The organism is Echinicola arenosa (assembly GCF_014841125.1).
GTDB lineage: Bacteria > Bacteroidota > Bacteroidia > Cytophagales > Cyclobacteriaceae > Echinicola > Echinicola arenosa.
The window spans coordinates 524,655-539,116 of sequence record NZ_JACYTQ010000003.1; the positions used below are offsets into that span (position 1 = coordinate 524,655).

Sequence of the window (14,462 nt, forward strand, 5' to 3'; positions counted from 1 at the left end):
AGGTTTAAAAACCAAAACAAGACGCATCTATTTGTCACAGCGACCCTATAAAACACTAAAGACTGTCCAAGTGACAGTCTTTAGTGTTTTATAGGGTAAGAAAGCTGTTAATTTTATAGCCCAAATAAGTTTGGCAACCAAAGGACCATCTGAGGCCAAAGGGTAATCACTGCCAAGCCAATGATCATGGCCACAAAGAATGGCAAAAGTGGTTTTACAACATTAGCAATTGAAGTTTTCGCAACACCCACTCCAATAAACAGTACAGAGCCAACTGGAGGGGTACACAATCCAATGCATAAATTTAAAACCATTATGATTCCGAAATGAACTGGGTCTATTCCTAGTTCGGTTACTACAGGCAAGAATATTGGAGTAAAGATCAATACAGCTGGAGTCATATCCATAAATATCCCAACAAAAAGAAGGATAAGGTTGATGATAATTAGTATCACATATTTATTATCACTTAAAGAAAGTAAAACACTACTTATGGACTGAGGAATATCTTCACTTGACATGACCCAAGACATCGCCATTGATGTGGCAATCAACATGGCCACAACTGCTGTGGTTGCAGAGGACTTTAATAAAATGGCGTGAAGATCCTTCACCTTTAATTCTCTATACAAGAAAGAAAGCCCCAAACAATATAGAACAGCAATTGCCGAAGCTTCTGTAGCGGTAAATATACCTGCTACAATTCCACCAATTACAATGACCAACAAAGTCAAACTTGGAGCAGCATCTATAAATACTTTCCCCAATTCTTTAAAAGAAGTACTTTCACCCGCTGGTAATTTTTTCTTTTTGATAAAATACGCTGCTGTAAGCATCAATAAAAGCCCAATAAATAATCCAGGAATGTAACCTGCCACAAACAAAGCTGCGATAGACACACCACCACTGGCCAAAGAATATACAATCAGTACATTAGAAGGAGGAATCACCAAGCCAGTAGTGGAAGAAGTCACATTGACAGCTACCCCTAACTCTTTTGGATAACCTTCATCTTCCATTCTCTTACCCAAGATCCCACCCAAAGCAGAAGCTGCGGCCACAGCCGAACCAGCGATGGCTCCAAATAGCATGGCTGCAATCACATTCACATACAATAACCCACCTGGCAACCTTCCACTGAGCGCTTTGGCAAGATTAATCAAGCGATTGGCAATACCTCCTTTATTCATGATTTCCCCAGCGAGGATAAAGAAAGGAATGGCCAAAAGGGAAAAACTATTCAACCCTGCTCCCATCCGTTGAGCAATAGTCGTCATGGACGGCACAGCAGCAACAGTGACCAATAGTGTCAATAAACTGGAAAAACCTAAACTCCAGGCCACAGGTACCCCTAGCCCCATCAAGGTTATAAAGCTTAAAACTAATATGATTATAGTAATATATTCCATGATTAAAATTTTGGGTTATGTTGAAGAATAAGCTTGATGTCTGCCACTTGGTAGATAAAAATCAATATCCCACTCAGAGGAATCACGGTGTAAACATAGGCCAGTGGAATTTGTAAAGTGGTTGATTTCTGTCCCAGCATATAAGTGATATAGACCAAATTGCTACCTCCAAAAATCATAACCGGCACTGCAAATCCAATGATGATTAGGTGAATAAATACCATCAAATTATTCTTAGCTTTTCCGGTTAACTTACTTGGCAAAATATCAATGGCCAAGTGCTCATTATGCCCCGCTACATATGCTGCTCCCAACATACCCAACCAGATCAAAAGGAAACGAGCCAACTCATCAGTAAATGAACTAGGAGACATAAAAACATACCTGGACAATACCTGCCAGGTTACATTAATCACCATAAGCGCCATAATTACAATCAAAACGTAACCTACCTTATGGTTGATTTTATTCTTTAAAGAATTGCTTGGGTTATTCATGGTTTCTGATCTTTTCAATGATTTCGTACATTTCCGGTTGGGTTCTTTTGATTTCTTCATACATCGGCTCCACAGCTTTTCTGAAAGGCTCCTTGTCCGGATATGTAATGGTCACACCAGCTTCTTCCAACTGTTTCATCGACTCCTCTTCAGCCTCTGCCCAAATCTTGTACTCGTATACCGCTGATTCATCAGCTGCTTCCTGAAGCCATTCTCTTTCCTGATCACTCAATCTGTCCCAAACCTTGGTACTAACAATCAACATATCAGGTACCGCTGTATGCTCATCAATGGAATAAAACTTGCAGATTTCATAGTGTCTGGAACTGATCACACTCGGAGGATTATTTTCTGCTCCATCTACTATACCTTGTTGCAAAGCAGTGTAAAGCTCCCCCCAAGATACCGGTGTAGGTGAGCCTCCAAAGCTCTTGACCATATTAATAGCTGTATTACTTTCCATTACCCGGATTTTCTTTCCTACCAAGTCATCTGGAGATTCTACAGGTTTATCTTTACTATAAAAACTTCTCGACCCAGCATCATAAAAACAAAGTCCTTTTAGCCAAAATTGGGTACCCTCATTTAGTAGCATTTTTCCAATTTCTCCATTCAACACCCTTTCCCTGTGTGCATCATCTCTGAATAAATAAGGCTGACTGAGCACTTGGATTTTAGGCGCAAAACTTTCCATGACGGCTGAGCTAACTTTGGTCATCCCAAGGCTTCCTATTTGAAGTAACTCAACCAATTCCCTTTCATTTCCAAGCTGAGCATTGGGATAAACCTTTAGCTCCATCTTTCCTCCAGATTTCTCTTCTAGCTTATCAGCCATGTACAACATCGCGGAGTGAACCGGATGGTTGGTATCTAGCCCATGCCCCAATTTAATAACTGTTTTACCACCTGTACCTTTACATGAATAGAGGGAAAATAATGAAATAAAAATCAGTAGTTTAAGAAAAATATTGGGCTTAAAATAATTGACAAACTTCATTTTAGATTATTTAGAATTTCGGATTGTTTCTATAATGCCTAATGCTTGTGAAATCTGTTTTTCAAGCGCATCAAATTGCTTCTGTTTGATCCATTCTTTATTGAACAATTGGGAGCCCATACCTACGCAGGTCACCCCTGCATCAAACCAAGTGGAGAGGTTATCCTCAGTTGGTTCTACACCTCCAGTAGGCATGATCTTGATCTCTGGCAATACTGCTTTGACAGCTGACACAAATGATGGCCCCAATACATTTCCAGGAAAAGCCTTCACCACTTCAGCTCCCATTTCCTTGGCATTAAAAATCTCTGTCACCGTTCCACAGCCTGGAATCCAAAGTACATCCGCTTTAGAACAGGTCACAATGACATTGGGGATCAAAGCCGGAGAGACCACAAAATCAGCTCCCGCTTCCAAAAATTCTTCCACTTGCTTAGGGGTAAAGATGGTGCCTATCCCCAAAATCAATCCTTCATACTGGGAAGCATGACTCTTTAACTCCTTAAAAACTTCCAGTGCATTTTCTCCCCTATTGGTAAATTCAAACACGCGGACACCTGCTTTAAAGGAAGCATCCAATACATCTTTGGCCACAGCAATATCTGAATGATTGAAAACAGGAATCATTCCTGTCTCTTCCATTGCCGCGATAACCTCACTCTTACTGAATTTCATAAATCTATTTATCTTAATAATTTCCCTATATTTTCTCCTTTTACCAACTGGCTCACCTCATCCACAGACACAAAATTGGCATCCCCGGGGATACTGTGTTTCAAAACAGATGCTGCTACCGCAAATTCCAAAGCCTCCTGGTCTCCCGACCCCAACAAGCCATAAATCAATCCGGCCATATAAGCATCTCCACCACCTACCCTGTCAACAATATGGGTCATGTCATAAGTCTTTGACTCTAGAAGTTCTTCTCCATTCCATAGCACCCCGCACAACTTGTTATGGGAAGCACTGATGGACTCCCTGTAAGTGGTCGAAACATACTTAATTGAGGGGCATTTCTCCTGGGCCTTTTTGCAGGCCGTTACATAATCTTCCTCATGGATATCCATGCAGTTTTCAAAATCCGTAAGGCCGGCAATAATAAGGTCCGTTTGGGCAATCAGATCGGGCATAATATCCAAAGGCTGCTTGCCATATTGCCATAGATTCCTTCTGTAATTAATGTCTCCACTAATTTTGACTCCTTGGGCCTTGGCAGCCTTGACAGCATCCTGGCAAAGTTTAGCAGCTGAGGCTGAAATGGCAGGCGTAATTCCTGTCCAATGGAACCAATCCGCTCCTTCAAAGATTTTTTTCCAATCAACTTTGGAAGGGTCAAAATTAGCAAAAACGGAGTCGAAACGATCATAAATGATTTTAGATGAACGCTGCATGGCCCCGTTTTCCACAAAGTATAAACCCATTCTCCCTTCATCAAAATAAACGTGTGAGGTATCCAAACCGGCAAACCTAAGATATTGCACTGCTGATTTACCGATATCATGGTTTGGAAAGGCAGTGACATGAGCAGCGGAGACTCCCCAGTTGGCCAAGGATATGGCTACATTGGCTTCTGCTCCTCCAAAAACTACGTTGTAACTGTCTGCACTGATGAATCTTTCGTACCCTGGAGTGGATAATCTCATCATGATTTCCCCAAGGCTAATCACTCGTTTATTCATGGATAAGTTCAATTTTATTTCCCGAATTAAGCCCAAAATAATTTCCTTTAGAAAAAAAACGGGAATTTTATTCTCATTAATATTTTTTTACCTAAATTGTGCAATCGATTGCGCAATATATAAATTTTAATTCACATGCTACATAAAATTTTAAAGATTCATCCAAATGACAATGTGTTGGTGGCTCTTACAGACCTTAAAGCAGGAGAAAATATTTCTTTTGAAGGTAAAGAGATCACATTGACACATGATGTCAAGGCGAAGCATAAATTTGCCGAGATGGATTTTGCCAAAGATCATGACATCTACATGTATGGTATTATCTGTGGCAAAGCCATGAATGACATTGCTGAAGGTGAAGTATTAACAACCCAAAATGTTGCCCACAAGACATCTGAATTCACTGGAAAAAGAGATTTTAAATCTTGGACGGCTCCAGATGTATCAAAATGGGCAAATCGAACCTTTATGGGCTATCACAGAGAAGATGGCCAAGTAGGAACAGCGAATTATTGGCTGGTCATTCCTTTGGTTTTCTGTGAAAACAGAAATATCGAAATTATGAAGCAAGCCTTTGTAGAAGAGCTTGGTTTTGCCAAACCAAATAAGTATAAGACTTTTGTAAAGCAAATGCGTGACCTATATACCCAAGGGGAAAAAGAAAAGATTGCCCAATTGAGTGTGGAAACGATTGATCAAGATGGGGAAACCCGAATCTTCAAAAACATAGATGGCATTAAGTTTCTGACTCATCAGGGAGGTTGCGGAGGAATTCGACAGGACTCTGAAATGCTGTGTGCCCTAATAGCAGGATATATAAACAACCCCAACGTAGCAGGTGCCACTATTTTAAGTTTGGGCTGCCAAAATGCTCAACCTACTATCCTGCAAGAGAAGCTGGACAAGATCAATCCTGACTTGAAGAAACCAGTGATATTACTGGAGCAGCAAAAGGAAGGGACAGAAAGTACTTTGCTGACCAACGCTATTCAAAAGACATTCTTGGCACTGACAGAAGCTGATCAAACCGATCGAAAACCTGCTCCTTTGAGCAAATTGACCATTGGCCTTGAATGCGGCGGATCTGATGGTTTCTCTGGGATTTCGGCGAACCCATCTGTAGGCCATGCTTCTGATTTAGTGGTTGCTTTAGGAGGAAAAACTATCCTCTCCGAATTCCCAGAACTATGTGGAGTGGAGCAGGAGTTAATCAACAGATGCACAACAGATGAAGCGGCTGATAAGTTTGTGAACTTAATGAGAGCTTATGCTGCATCTGCTGAAGCTGTGGGCTCTGGGTTCGATATGAACCCAAGTCCTGGAAACATCAAGGATGGCCTGATCACTGATGCTATGAAATCTGCTGGAGCTGCAAAAAAAGGAGGTACCTCTCCTATTGTGGATGTTTTGGATTACGCAGAATATGTCACCAAGCCCGGCCTTAATCTTTTGTGCACTCCTGGAAATGATGTGGAAAGCACTACTGCCATGGCAGGATCTGGAGCCAATGTTATTCTCTTCACCACTGGCTTGGGCACTCCTACTGGAAACCCAGTAACCCCAGTTCTTAAAGTCTCCTCCAACCATATATTAGCAGAAAAAATGTCTGATATTATTGATATCAATACTGGAGGTGTGATTTCTGGAGACAAAAGTATTGATCAAATGGGTGAGGAAATCTTGGAACACATCATCGAAGTGGCTAGTGGAAATAAAAAAGCAAAAGCTATGACTTTGAATCAAGATGATTTTATTCCTTGGAAAAGAGGGGTCTCTTTATAAGACCTTAACTTCACTTCAGAAAATATCAAAAGGGCACCAAATGGTGTCCTTCTATTTTTACTACCATGCACCAAATATTAAAAGTCACAAAAACATATTTACTTTAAGCAAATACATTTACCACTTCATATAAATTGACATTATCGGAATCGATTTCGTAATTAAACTTTTTCCATTATTTGACAAGCAAAGATTAAATCCTCATTTTTAGATTACTAAAATCAATAAAACTGAGTATAACATGTTTAAGAAATTTTCTTTTCCACTTGCAGTAATTATTAGTGGAATAATTTGCTTTTCCTGCTCCGAAAAGGCTGTTAGTTCTGAAGATAGTAAAGATGGTGAATGGACCTCTCTCTTCGACGGTAAGTCTCTTGAAGGCTGGAAGCCACTTGGTGGTGAAGCAGAATTTGTAATCGAAGATGGTACCATCGTCGGAATCTCTAAAATCAATACACCCAATACATTTTTATCCACAGAAAAAGAGTATAGTGATTATATTCTTGAATTGGATCTTAAAATAGAAGATGTTACCAGTAATTCTGGTGTAATGACTCGTGGTCAATATGACGCTGAAAAAAACAGGGTATTTGGTTATCAGATTGAAGCAGACCCGAAAGAGAGAGCCTGGTCTGGTGGTTTGTATGATGAAGCAAGGAGAGGCTGGATTTATCCGCTCACTCTCAATCCAGAAGCGAGAAGTGCTTTCAAAATGGGTGAATTCAATCATTACAGAATAGAAGCCATTGGAAATGTAATTAAAACATGGGTAAACGATCAACCTGTGGCTTATGTGGTAGATGATATGGACAGCAAAGGATTCATTGGACTCCAAGTTCATAGCATTGGTAAAAACCCTGACCATGCGGGAAGAAAAACCTATTTCAAGAATATTAAAATCCAAACAGAAAACCTTGAGTCAAAGCCTTTCCCTAAAGGAATTTATGTTGTAAGTACCAAGGACAATACCCTTACTGACTATGAAAAAGAAGATGGTTGGAAATTACTTTTCAATGGTCAAAATAGCGATGGTTGGAGATCTGCAAACGGAGATGAATTCCCGTCAAAAGGATGGTCTGTAAATGATGGAGAGTTGACCATTGCAGAGTCTGATGGCAGTGAATCCCAATCTTATGGAGACATAGTTACAAAAGATCAGTACAGTGCTTTCGATCTATCTTTTAACTTCAAACTTTCCGAAGGTGCCAATAGCGGTGTAAAATACTTTGTAACCCTTGATGAACAAACTTCTGGGTCTGCTATTGGGTTAGAATATCAAATTTTGGATGACGAAAAGCATCCTGATGCCAAAATGGGCAGAGATGGCAATAGAACTTTATCCTCCCTTTATGACCTTATTACAGCAGCCAAAGAAGGTAGGTTTACCAAAAAAATAGGTGAATGGAACCTAGGCCGAGTGGTAGTCTATCCTAACAATCATGTAGAGCATTATTTGAACGGCATTAAAGTTTTGGAATACGAAAGAGGTTCTGAAGATTTCAGAAAGCTTGTTTCAGAAAGTAAGTACAAAAAATGGGAAAACTTTGGTGAAGCTGAAAAAGGTCATATCCTATTACAAGATCATGGCAACTTGGTAAGCTTTAAAAACATCAAAATCAAAGAGCTTAAATAATCCCATATCTCATTAGGGCATATGATATAAACCACAGCAACTGAAATGACTCTGATACTCATATAAACTTGAGCTATCAGGGTCTTTCTTCCTTAATAGGCGTTGTGGAGTTGAAAACCCAGCATAACCATTAATCCTAAATTAGAAAAAATGAAGACCAATAATAATAGAAGAGAGTTTATCAAAAAATCAGCTTTGGCCACTGCAGGTCTATCCAGCTTGGGAGCATTAGGCTTTTCGGCCAAAAGCTACGGAAATATCCTTGGAGCCAATGAAAGATTAAATGTAGCTATTTGTGGCTTGGGAAGAAGATTAGGAGCTTACTATGATCCTATTGCTTTGCCTCAATCAAATGTAAACTTGGTTTACCTGTGTGATGTCATGAAATCTCAAAGGGAAAATGCTGCCAAGAACTTTTCTAAAAGACTGGATTATGTTCCTCAATTGGAAAACAGCATTTTTAAAGTAATAGAAGATCCCAAAGTGGACGCTATCATCAATGCCACTCCTGATCACTGGCATGCGCCAGGAACTTGGATGGCTGTTGAAGCAGGCAAACATGTCTATGTGGAAAAACCATGTAGCCATAATCCAAGAGAAGGTGAACTTTTGGTAGAGTACCAAGAGAAGTATAACAAAGTGATTCAAATGGGGAATCAACAGCGTTCTTCAGAACCAAGTATTGAAATCATAAAGGCCATCCATGAAGGGGCTATTGGAAAAGCCTATAAAGCCACTGCCTTTTACTCCAATGCCAGAGGTGAGGTGGTCAATCCTACCAAAGCCCCCATACCAGAAGGGTTAGATTGGGATCTTTTCCAAGGACCTTCCCCTAGAAAAGAATACATGCATGACACTTGGAACTATAATTGGCACTGGTATGGTTGGGATTTTGGTACTGCCGAAACAGGAAATAACGCCACTCACGAGTTGGATATCGCCAGATGGGCACTCCAAGTTGAATTTCCCAACCGCGTCATGGTTGATTCTGGAAAGTATCATTGGCCTGAAGACGGTTGGACCATGTACGACACCATGGATGCTGTATTCAAATTTGAAGAAAACAAGACCATCCAATGGGACGGAAAAAGCCGGAACAGCATGCAAACCTACGGTGGTGGCAGAGGAACTATCATTTATGGAACTGAAGGATCGGTATTTATTGACAGAAGTGGCTACAAGCAATATGACCGTGATGGCAAATTGGTAAAAGAAAATTACGGATCTGGTTCTGAAGCTGGTACTGCACTTGGTGGCGGAGGTGATGTTTCCACTACCCACGTCTACAATTTCTTTGAAGCCATTAGAGGCAAGCAAGTTCAAAATTCTCCAATTGGAGAAGGAGCTAAAAGTACCTTGTTATGTCATTTGGCAAATATTGCTTCCAGAACAGGAGAAATATTGGAATGTGATACTAAAAATGGCCATATCACCAACAGTAAGGCCGCTCAAAAACTTTGGTCTAGAGAGTATGAAAAAGGCTATGAACCAACAATTAAGGTTTAAGTTATTTTAATATAAAAAAACGCCCTTGGGAGGGCGTTTTTTTATTTGAACCTGAATTTCAGGTATTTTATTTTTTCTCCTTTTTCACTGAAGATTGCTTCATAGCGGGTCTTAATTCCATGATGGTCATCCTTGAATTCTGAAGTATAAAAATCATGGGTATACACTAAATCTTTAATATCTTCCCTTGAATTTAATAGCTCCAAAGTATAATCAAATAGACCTGTATTGTCTGTTTTGAAATGGATTATTCCGTCTCCTTTGATCATTGGTTTGTACATTTCTAAAAAGCGAGGTGATGTCAACCTTTTTTTCTCATCCCCATCTCTTGGTCTTGGGTCAGGGAAAGTTATCCACAGTTCATCGATCTCCTTTTCATCAAAAAACCGCTCCAATAGCTCAATCTGAGTTCTCAAAAAAGCCACATTCTCCAGTCCCTCAGCAATGGCTATGGTGCTTCCTTTCCATATTCTTGAACCTTTAATATCCACACCGATAAAGTTTTGCTCTGGATATTCACGGGCCAAACCTACCGTAAATTCTCCCCTTCCACAGGCCAATTCTACCACAAGCGGTTGATCATTATGAAATTGTTCTTTTCCCCAGTTTCCTTTGATGCGTTCAAAAATCTCTTTTCCTTCCTGAACAACATTTCTGTTTTCTTCGTTGGCTTTAAATCTGGCCAGCTTATTTCTACCCATTTTACAAGTTTTCGATTTCGGCGACCACAAAGGTACTTCCTCCTATAAAAATTAAGTCCTTTTTATCCGCTTTTTTTAATGATATCGCCAATGCCTCATTTACATCTTTCACAATATCACCTTTCAAGCCATGCTCTAACGCTTTTTGTTGAAGCTGTTCAGCTGGCAGAGCCCTAGGGATGTTGGCCTGACAGAAGATGTATTGAGCCATTTTGGGCAATAAAGCCAGTGCTTTGCTGATATCTTTATCATTGACCATACCCAAAATAATATATAATTGCTCAAAATGCATTTCACCGATCTGCTCCATCACTATGGAAAGCCCTTCCACATTGTGGCCTGTATCGCAATAAACAAATGGGTCTTCTTGAAGTTTTTGAAAACGTCCTTTCAAACCTGATGTTTGTGCCGCTGAAGCCAAACCTTTGTGGATAACTTCATCATCCAGCTTCAGCCCCTGCTCCTTTAGCACCTCAAAGGCCATCAATATACCTGGCAAATTTTTCTCTTGATACTTCCCAAAAAGATCCATCTTAAAGACCGATCTCTCTCCATTCTTTGCAACCTCATAATCACATAGTAATGTCTCATTATTAATACCCAGCTGTTTCACTTGATAAAATTGGTCTGCAAAGAAAATGGGAGCATTCCTATTCATGGCCTGCTCTTTAAACACAGAAAAGGTTTCAGGCTGGTTTTGGCTGATAATGACAGGAGTTTTTTCTTTAATTATTCCTGCCTTTTCTCCGGCTATTTCCGCCAAGGTTTCTCCCAAAAACTGGGTATGGTCCAAACCAATATTGGTAATCAAACAAAGCTCTGGGCTTAGTACATTGGTGCTATCAAGCCTTCCTCCCATTCCAACTTCCACCACAGCGTAGTCCACTTCCTGTTTGGCAAAATGATCAAATGCCAAACCAACTGTCATCTCAAAAAAACTAGGCTTTAATTCATCTAAAAAAAACCGATGATCAGTTACAAAATTGACCACGGATTGCTCCGGAATTTCCAGTCCGTTTATTCTTATCCTTTCTGTAAAAGACTTCAAATGGGGAGAGGTATATAGACCAACCTTATAACCTGCTTCTTGAAGTACCGCAGCTATAGCATGCGAGGAACTTCCTTTTCCATTTGTTCCTGCTACATGGATGGATTTAAATTGATGTTGGGGATTGCCGAGGTGATCACATAATTTGATCGTATTGCTGAGGTCTTTCTTGAACGCAGCTGCACCGATTCTTTGAAACATCGGCAAGGCATTGAACAGATAGTCCAACGTTTCCTGATAAGTCATCTTAAATCTAATCTACTTTGATGATGAAGGTGATTTTTCCTTCGGAGTATTCTGCAGTAGGATTACCGCTTTTTCTTTTGAAATTGAGCTTATTTACAACTCCTCTGTAATAAGCCAATACTTCGTTGCTGACATTGTATTCCAAAGGTATAGCCTGTGCTATCCGGCCATTGTCATCCACAACAATCTTAAAAACTATTCTACCATTCCGGTTGGAAACCCTATCCTGAATGTTGGGTTTACTGGCAAAATCCCATCCAGCAAGGTCCAAATTATATCCGGCACCATTCCCGGCATTTCCTTGGCCTGATTGCATAATAGAGCGTCCATCGATAGTACCTTCAGGATTTCCTTGGTCGCCTTTCTGAGTGGAAGTTCCTTGGCTACTTCCTGCAGAAGATTCACTACTTCTTCCTTTGTTCCCTCCTGCTCCCAAAATAGCTCTTTGGTCAATTTTTGGTTTTTCTTCTACTTTTTCCTCAACCTTCTTTTCTTCTTTCTCCGCAGGTTGAGTAACTGGTTTTGAAGTCTCTTTGGGTTGATTGGTCTCCTTGACAGCTTCTGTGGTTTTTTCAGCTCCTTTGAGAGGGCTTGTCACATTGGATTTGGTTTCCAAACTGCTTTTGGATTCAATTGGCTGAGGTTTGGCAGCAGGCTTGGTTTCTGGCTGTACCACAGGTTGTGCCGGTTCTGTAACCTGCTCTACTGGAGTACCAGGTGCTGGAGATTCCGTATTGATTTGCTCACTTTCTGAAGGAGGAGTTTCAGTTTGGTTGTTTCCACTTCCCGCATTGGTAAAGCCAAGATTAAGTTCCAAACCAAATTGGGCCATGGGTGGCACAGGTGGACGCCAAACCACAATAAAGTAGATTCCCACCAATACCAGCACATTCACAATGATGGTAATGATAGTAGCTTTCTTCTTGCTATCTAATTCTTCTTTATTGATACTCTGTACTTCCATGAAATTATTGATAAGGTTTAGTAGCTATGGAAACATTGGCCTCCAACATGGCAGCTATACCTCCTATTTCTACCAAATATTCAACAGGAACTTCTTTGTCAATGTGCAAGACAACTTGTCCATCTTTACCCTTTAATAACGCAGTCAATTCATTTTTGATTTCCTCTCTGCTCACAATCTTATCATTAACTGAGTATTTCAGGTCCTTGGTCACCGTAACCGTTACCTCCTGCATCACAATATCAGATGCCTCACTGGAGGGTAAATTGACAGGAAGTCCTGAAGGTGTTATGAAAGAGGAAGTAAGCATAAAGAAAATCAAAAGCAAGAAGATAATGTCTGTCATGGATGACATGCTAAATGCTGCATTGACCTTATGTTTGGATTGAAGCGCCATATTACTTTTTATCCTGAAGTAAATCCATAAACTCTACAGTAGTGTATTCCATACTATGAATCAGCTTGGAAACCCTAGCCACAAGGTAATTATACCCTAAATAGGCAATGATCCCAACAACCAAACCTGTTGCGGTCGTGATCATGGCTTCATAAATCCCAGTGGATAGTAGTTTTGGGGAAACCATACCTTCTTCTTGGGCAACTCCAATAAAAGCCCTAATCATACCCGCTACAGTACCCAAGAACCCGATCATAGGAGCCGCACCTGAGACAGTCGCCAATAGGTTTAGGTTTTTCTCCAATTTATAAATTTCTATTTTTCCTACGTTCTCAATCGCTACTTCAATATTCTTTAACGGGCTACCAATTCTTTCCAAACCTTTGGAAATCATATTCGCCACAGGGGTATCTTCCTCTTGGCAGATCATTTTAGCACCCCCAATATCCCCTGTTTGGACCATCATTTTTACTTGGTCCATCATTCCTTTAGGTGTTTGGGCTGCTTTTTTCAAAGTAATGATCCTTTCCACAAAAATGTAAATTGCCAAAATAAAAAGGGCGTACAAAGGGATCATCATGTATCCACCTTTGATCAGCAAATCCAATAATCCAATGCTGTCCGAACTGTTTTCCATGACAGCAAGCGAGTCAGCTACAGCTTCCCCGTTAGTTGATAAAGTTTGTAGTAGTATCATATTAGTATTTAAAAACCCATAAAGTTTCTTCAAAATTGGCCTGCTCTTTTTCGATCATGGCCGTGGCGTCCACCACATTGTCAAAATCTGCTATGGCCAACTTGTAGAACGAAGAACCATAGCCGGGAAGTATTAGGTAGGTATTATATCCTTTATTGTTCAATTTCTTAGAGAAGTCTTTGGCCAAGTCACCATCAATAAATGCACCAACTGTCACCAAATACCTTGGCAGATCACCCTTTTCATTAATTTCAGTCATTGATGGAGCACTAGAAGCTTCTGGAGCACTAACTTCCGGTTCTACTGGAGCTGGAAGTTCCTCACTTTCCTTTGGCTGAACTGGTTGAATTGCTTCCTCCGCTTGATTCAAATTTGAATCTGCATTGACATCCACAGGCTGATAATTGAAGTAGTATACCGCATAGCCTATGATCCCCAACAAAAAGATAAGAAGAACAATCAACCATGTTTTACTACTGCTTTCATCCTTCTCTTCAACTGTGTTGGATGGGGGCACGATAGGTTGATTAGTTTTAGGCTCATCCACCACAGTAGGCTTGGTTTCTTCTACCTTGGCTTTTTCTTCTGTTACGGTAGGAACCACCACGGGCTTTACAATTTTTGGCTCTTCCTGTTTACTAATAGGTTCCTCTTTGCTTTTCTCTTCTGATTGTTTTGTATCATCCTTTTTCTCAGCAGTATTTGAGATGGGCACAGCTAAAGGGGTAGCTTCGGGAGCAGGTTTGGATTTTTCTTCTTCGCTGGAGATAGGTGTGATCTCGATTTCAGGCAAGCCAAAATCCTTATCTTCATCTTTTCGTTTAGAATGTTTTCCCTGATCCTTTTTAGCCATTATCGTCTTTTTTCTTGGTGGTTTAAATTGCTAAGCTAAGATAAAACCTGCAA

Annotated in this window: 14 protein-coding genes; 3 read left to right on the top strand and 11 right to left on the bottom strand. The window is 40.3% G+C overall.

The window, feature by feature from the left end; translation table 11 throughout:
- Positions 1–113: 113 nt before the first annotated feature.
- From IFO69_RS11430 to IFO69_RS11450, 5 genes are read right to left on the bottom strand one after another with little or no spacing between them, the layout of a single operon-like run.
- Positions 114–1,409 (bottom strand): TRAP transporter large permease, encoded by a 1,296-nt coding sequence (locus tag IFO69_RS11430; RefSeq protein WP_192010231.1) that lies wholly within the window; start codon positions 1,407–1,409, stop codon positions 114–116.
- Positions 1,410–1,411: 2 nt separating this feature from the next.
- On the bottom strand, positions 1,412–1,906 hold the full coding sequence (locus IFO69_RS11435; RefSeq protein WP_192010232.1) for a TRAP transporter small permease: 495 nt from the start codon (positions 1,904–1,906) through the stop codon (positions 1,412–1,414).
- Positions 1,899–2,903: a TRAP transporter substrate-binding protein gene (locus tag IFO69_RS11440; protein ID WP_192010233.1), complete on the bottom strand. Its 1,005-nt coding sequence runs from the start codon at positions 2,901–2,903 to the stop codon at positions 1,899–1,901. The genes IFO69_RS11435 and IFO69_RS11440 overlap by 8 nt, the downstream gene beginning before the upstream one ends.
- A gap of 6 nt (positions 2,904–2,909) precedes the next feature.
- A complete protein-coding gene (locus IFO69_RS11445) occupies positions 2,910–3,578 on the bottom strand; it encodes a bifunctional 4-hydroxy-2-oxoglutarate aldolase/2-dehydro-3-deoxy-phosphogluconate aldolase (protein ID WP_192010234.1) in 669 nt (222 codons plus the stop codon).
- Positions 3,579–3,586: 8 nt separating this feature from the next.
- Entirely contained in the window at positions 3,587–4,582 is a 996-nt protein-coding gene (locus IFO69_RS11450) for a sugar kinase (RefSeq protein ID WP_192010235.1), read from the bottom strand.
- A gap of 135 nt (positions 4,583–4,717) precedes the next feature.
- Between IFO69_RS11450 and IFO69_RS11455 the strand changes: the two genes are divergently transcribed.
- The 3 genes from IFO69_RS11455 (at position 4,718) to IFO69_RS11465 (ending at position 9,503) form a co-directional block, all read left to right on the top strand.
- Positions 4,718–6,364: a UxaA family hydrolase gene (locus tag IFO69_RS11455; protein ID WP_192010236.1), complete on the top strand. Its 1,647-nt coding sequence runs from the start codon at positions 4,718–4,720 to the stop codon at positions 6,362–6,364.
- 241 nt (positions 6,365–6,605) lie between these two features.
- Entirely contained in the window at positions 6,606–7,997 is a 1,392-nt protein-coding gene (locus tag IFO69_RS11460) for a 3-keto-disaccharide hydrolase (RefSeq protein WP_192010237.1), read from the top strand.
- A 150-nt stretch (positions 7,998–8,147) separates the two neighbouring features.
- Positions 8,148–9,503, top strand: a complete 1,356-nt coding sequence (locus tag IFO69_RS11465) for a Gfo/Idh/MocA family protein (RefSeq protein WP_192010238.1) — start codon at positions 8,148–8,150, stop codon at positions 9,501–9,503.
- Positions 9,504–9,544: 41 nt separating this feature from the next.
- Here IFO69_RS11465 and trmB read toward each other — a convergent pair whose 3' ends face one another.
- From trmB to IFO69_RS11495, 6 genes are read right to left on the bottom strand one after another with little or no spacing between them, the layout of a single operon-like run.
- On the bottom strand, positions 9,545–10,204 hold the full coding sequence (gene trmB, locus IFO69_RS11470) for a tRNA (guanosine(46)-N7)-methyltransferase TrmB (RefSeq protein WP_192010239.1): 660 nt from the start codon (positions 10,202–10,204) through the stop codon (positions 9,545–9,547).
- 1 nt (position 10,205) lies between these two features.
- Positions 10,206–11,498 carry a bifunctional folylpolyglutamate synthase/dihydrofolate synthase gene (locus IFO69_RS11475; protein ID WP_192010240.1) on the bottom strand — a complete coding sequence of 431 codons (1,293 nt, stop codon included), beginning with the start codon at positions 11,496–11,498 and terminating at the stop codon, positions 10,206–10,208.
- Positions 11,499–11,505: 7 nt separating this feature from the next.
- On the bottom strand, positions 11,506–12,462 hold the full coding sequence (locus tag IFO69_RS11480; protein ID WP_192010241.1) for an energy transducer TonB: 957 nt from the start codon (positions 12,460–12,462) through the stop codon (positions 11,506–11,508).
- A gap of 4 nt (positions 12,463–12,466) precedes the next feature.
- Positions 12,467–12,859, bottom strand: coding sequence for an ExbD/TolR family protein (locus IFO69_RS11485; RefSeq protein ID WP_192010242.1), 393 nt, complete (start codon positions 12,857–12,859; stop codon positions 12,467–12,469).
- A 1-nt stretch (position 12,860) separates the two neighbouring features.
- Complete coding sequence (locus tag IFO69_RS11490; RefSeq protein WP_192010243.1) at positions 12,861–13,556, bottom strand: MotA/TolQ/ExbB proton channel family protein; 696 nt, start codon at positions 13,554–13,556, stop codon at positions 12,861–12,863.
- 1 nt (position 13,557) lies between these two features.
- Positions 13,558–14,409: an SPOR domain-containing protein gene (locus IFO69_RS11495; RefSeq protein ID WP_192010244.1), complete on the bottom strand. Its 852-nt coding sequence runs from the start codon at positions 14,407–14,409 to the stop codon at positions 13,558–13,560.
- Positions 14,410–14,462: the final 53 nt, after the last annotated feature.

What these genes read in the sequence shown, in the direction of transcription:
- IFO69_RS11430 (WP_192010231.1), bottom strand. Translation starts at nt 1,409, where the DNA reads ATGGAATATATTACTATAATCATATTAGTTTTAAGCTTTATAACCTTG.
- IFO69_RS11435 (WP_192010232.1), bottom strand. Translation starts at nt 1,906, where the DNA reads ATGAATAACCCAAGCAATTCTTTAAAGAATAAAATCAACCATAAGGTA.
- IFO69_RS11440 (WP_192010233.1), bottom strand. Translation starts at nt 2,903, where the DNA reads ATGAAGTTTGTCAATTATTTTAAGCCCAATATTTTTCTTAAACTACTG.
- IFO69_RS11445 (WP_192010234.1), bottom strand. Translation starts at nt 3,578, where the DNA reads ATGAAATTCAGTAAGAGTGAGGTTATCGCGGCAATGGAAGAGACAGGA.
- IFO69_RS11450 (WP_192010235.1), bottom strand. Translation starts at nt 4,582, where the DNA reads ATGAATAAACGAGTGATTAGCCTTGGGGAAATCATGATGAGATTATCC.
- IFO69_RS11455 (WP_192010236.1), top strand. Translation starts at nt 4,718, where the DNA reads ATGCTACATAAAATTTTAAAGATTCATCCAAATGACAATGTGTTGGTG.
- IFO69_RS11460 (WP_192010237.1), top strand. Translation starts at nt 6,606, where the DNA reads ATGTTTAAGAAATTTTCTTTTCCACTTGCAGTAATTATTAGTGGAATA.
- IFO69_RS11465 (WP_192010238.1), top strand. Translation starts at nt 8,148, where the DNA reads ATGAAGACCAATAATAATAGAAGAGAGTTTATCAAAAAATCAGCTTTG.
- trmB (WP_192010239.1), bottom strand. Translation starts at nt 10,204, where the DNA reads ATGGGTAGAAATAAGCTGGCCAGATTTAAAGCCAACGAAGAAAACAGA.
- IFO69_RS11475 (WP_192010240.1), bottom strand. Translation starts at nt 11,498, where the DNA reads ATGACTTATCAGGAAACGTTGGACTATCTGTTCAATGCCTTGCCGATG.
- IFO69_RS11480 (WP_192010241.1), bottom strand. Translation starts at nt 12,462, where the DNA reads ATGGAAGTACAGAGTATCAATAAAGAAGAATTAGATAGCAAGAAGAAA.
- IFO69_RS11485 (WP_192010242.1), bottom strand. Translation starts at nt 12,859, where the DNA reads ATGGCGCTTCAATCCAAACATAAGGTCAATGCAGCATTTAGCATGTCA.
- IFO69_RS11490 (WP_192010243.1), bottom strand. Translation starts at nt 13,556, where the DNA reads ATGATACTACTACAAACTTTATCAACTAACGGGGAAGCTGTAGCTGAC.
- IFO69_RS11495 (WP_192010244.1), bottom strand. Translation starts at nt 14,409, where the DNA reads ATGGCTAAAAAGGATCAGGGAAAACATTCTAAACGAAAAGATGAAGAT.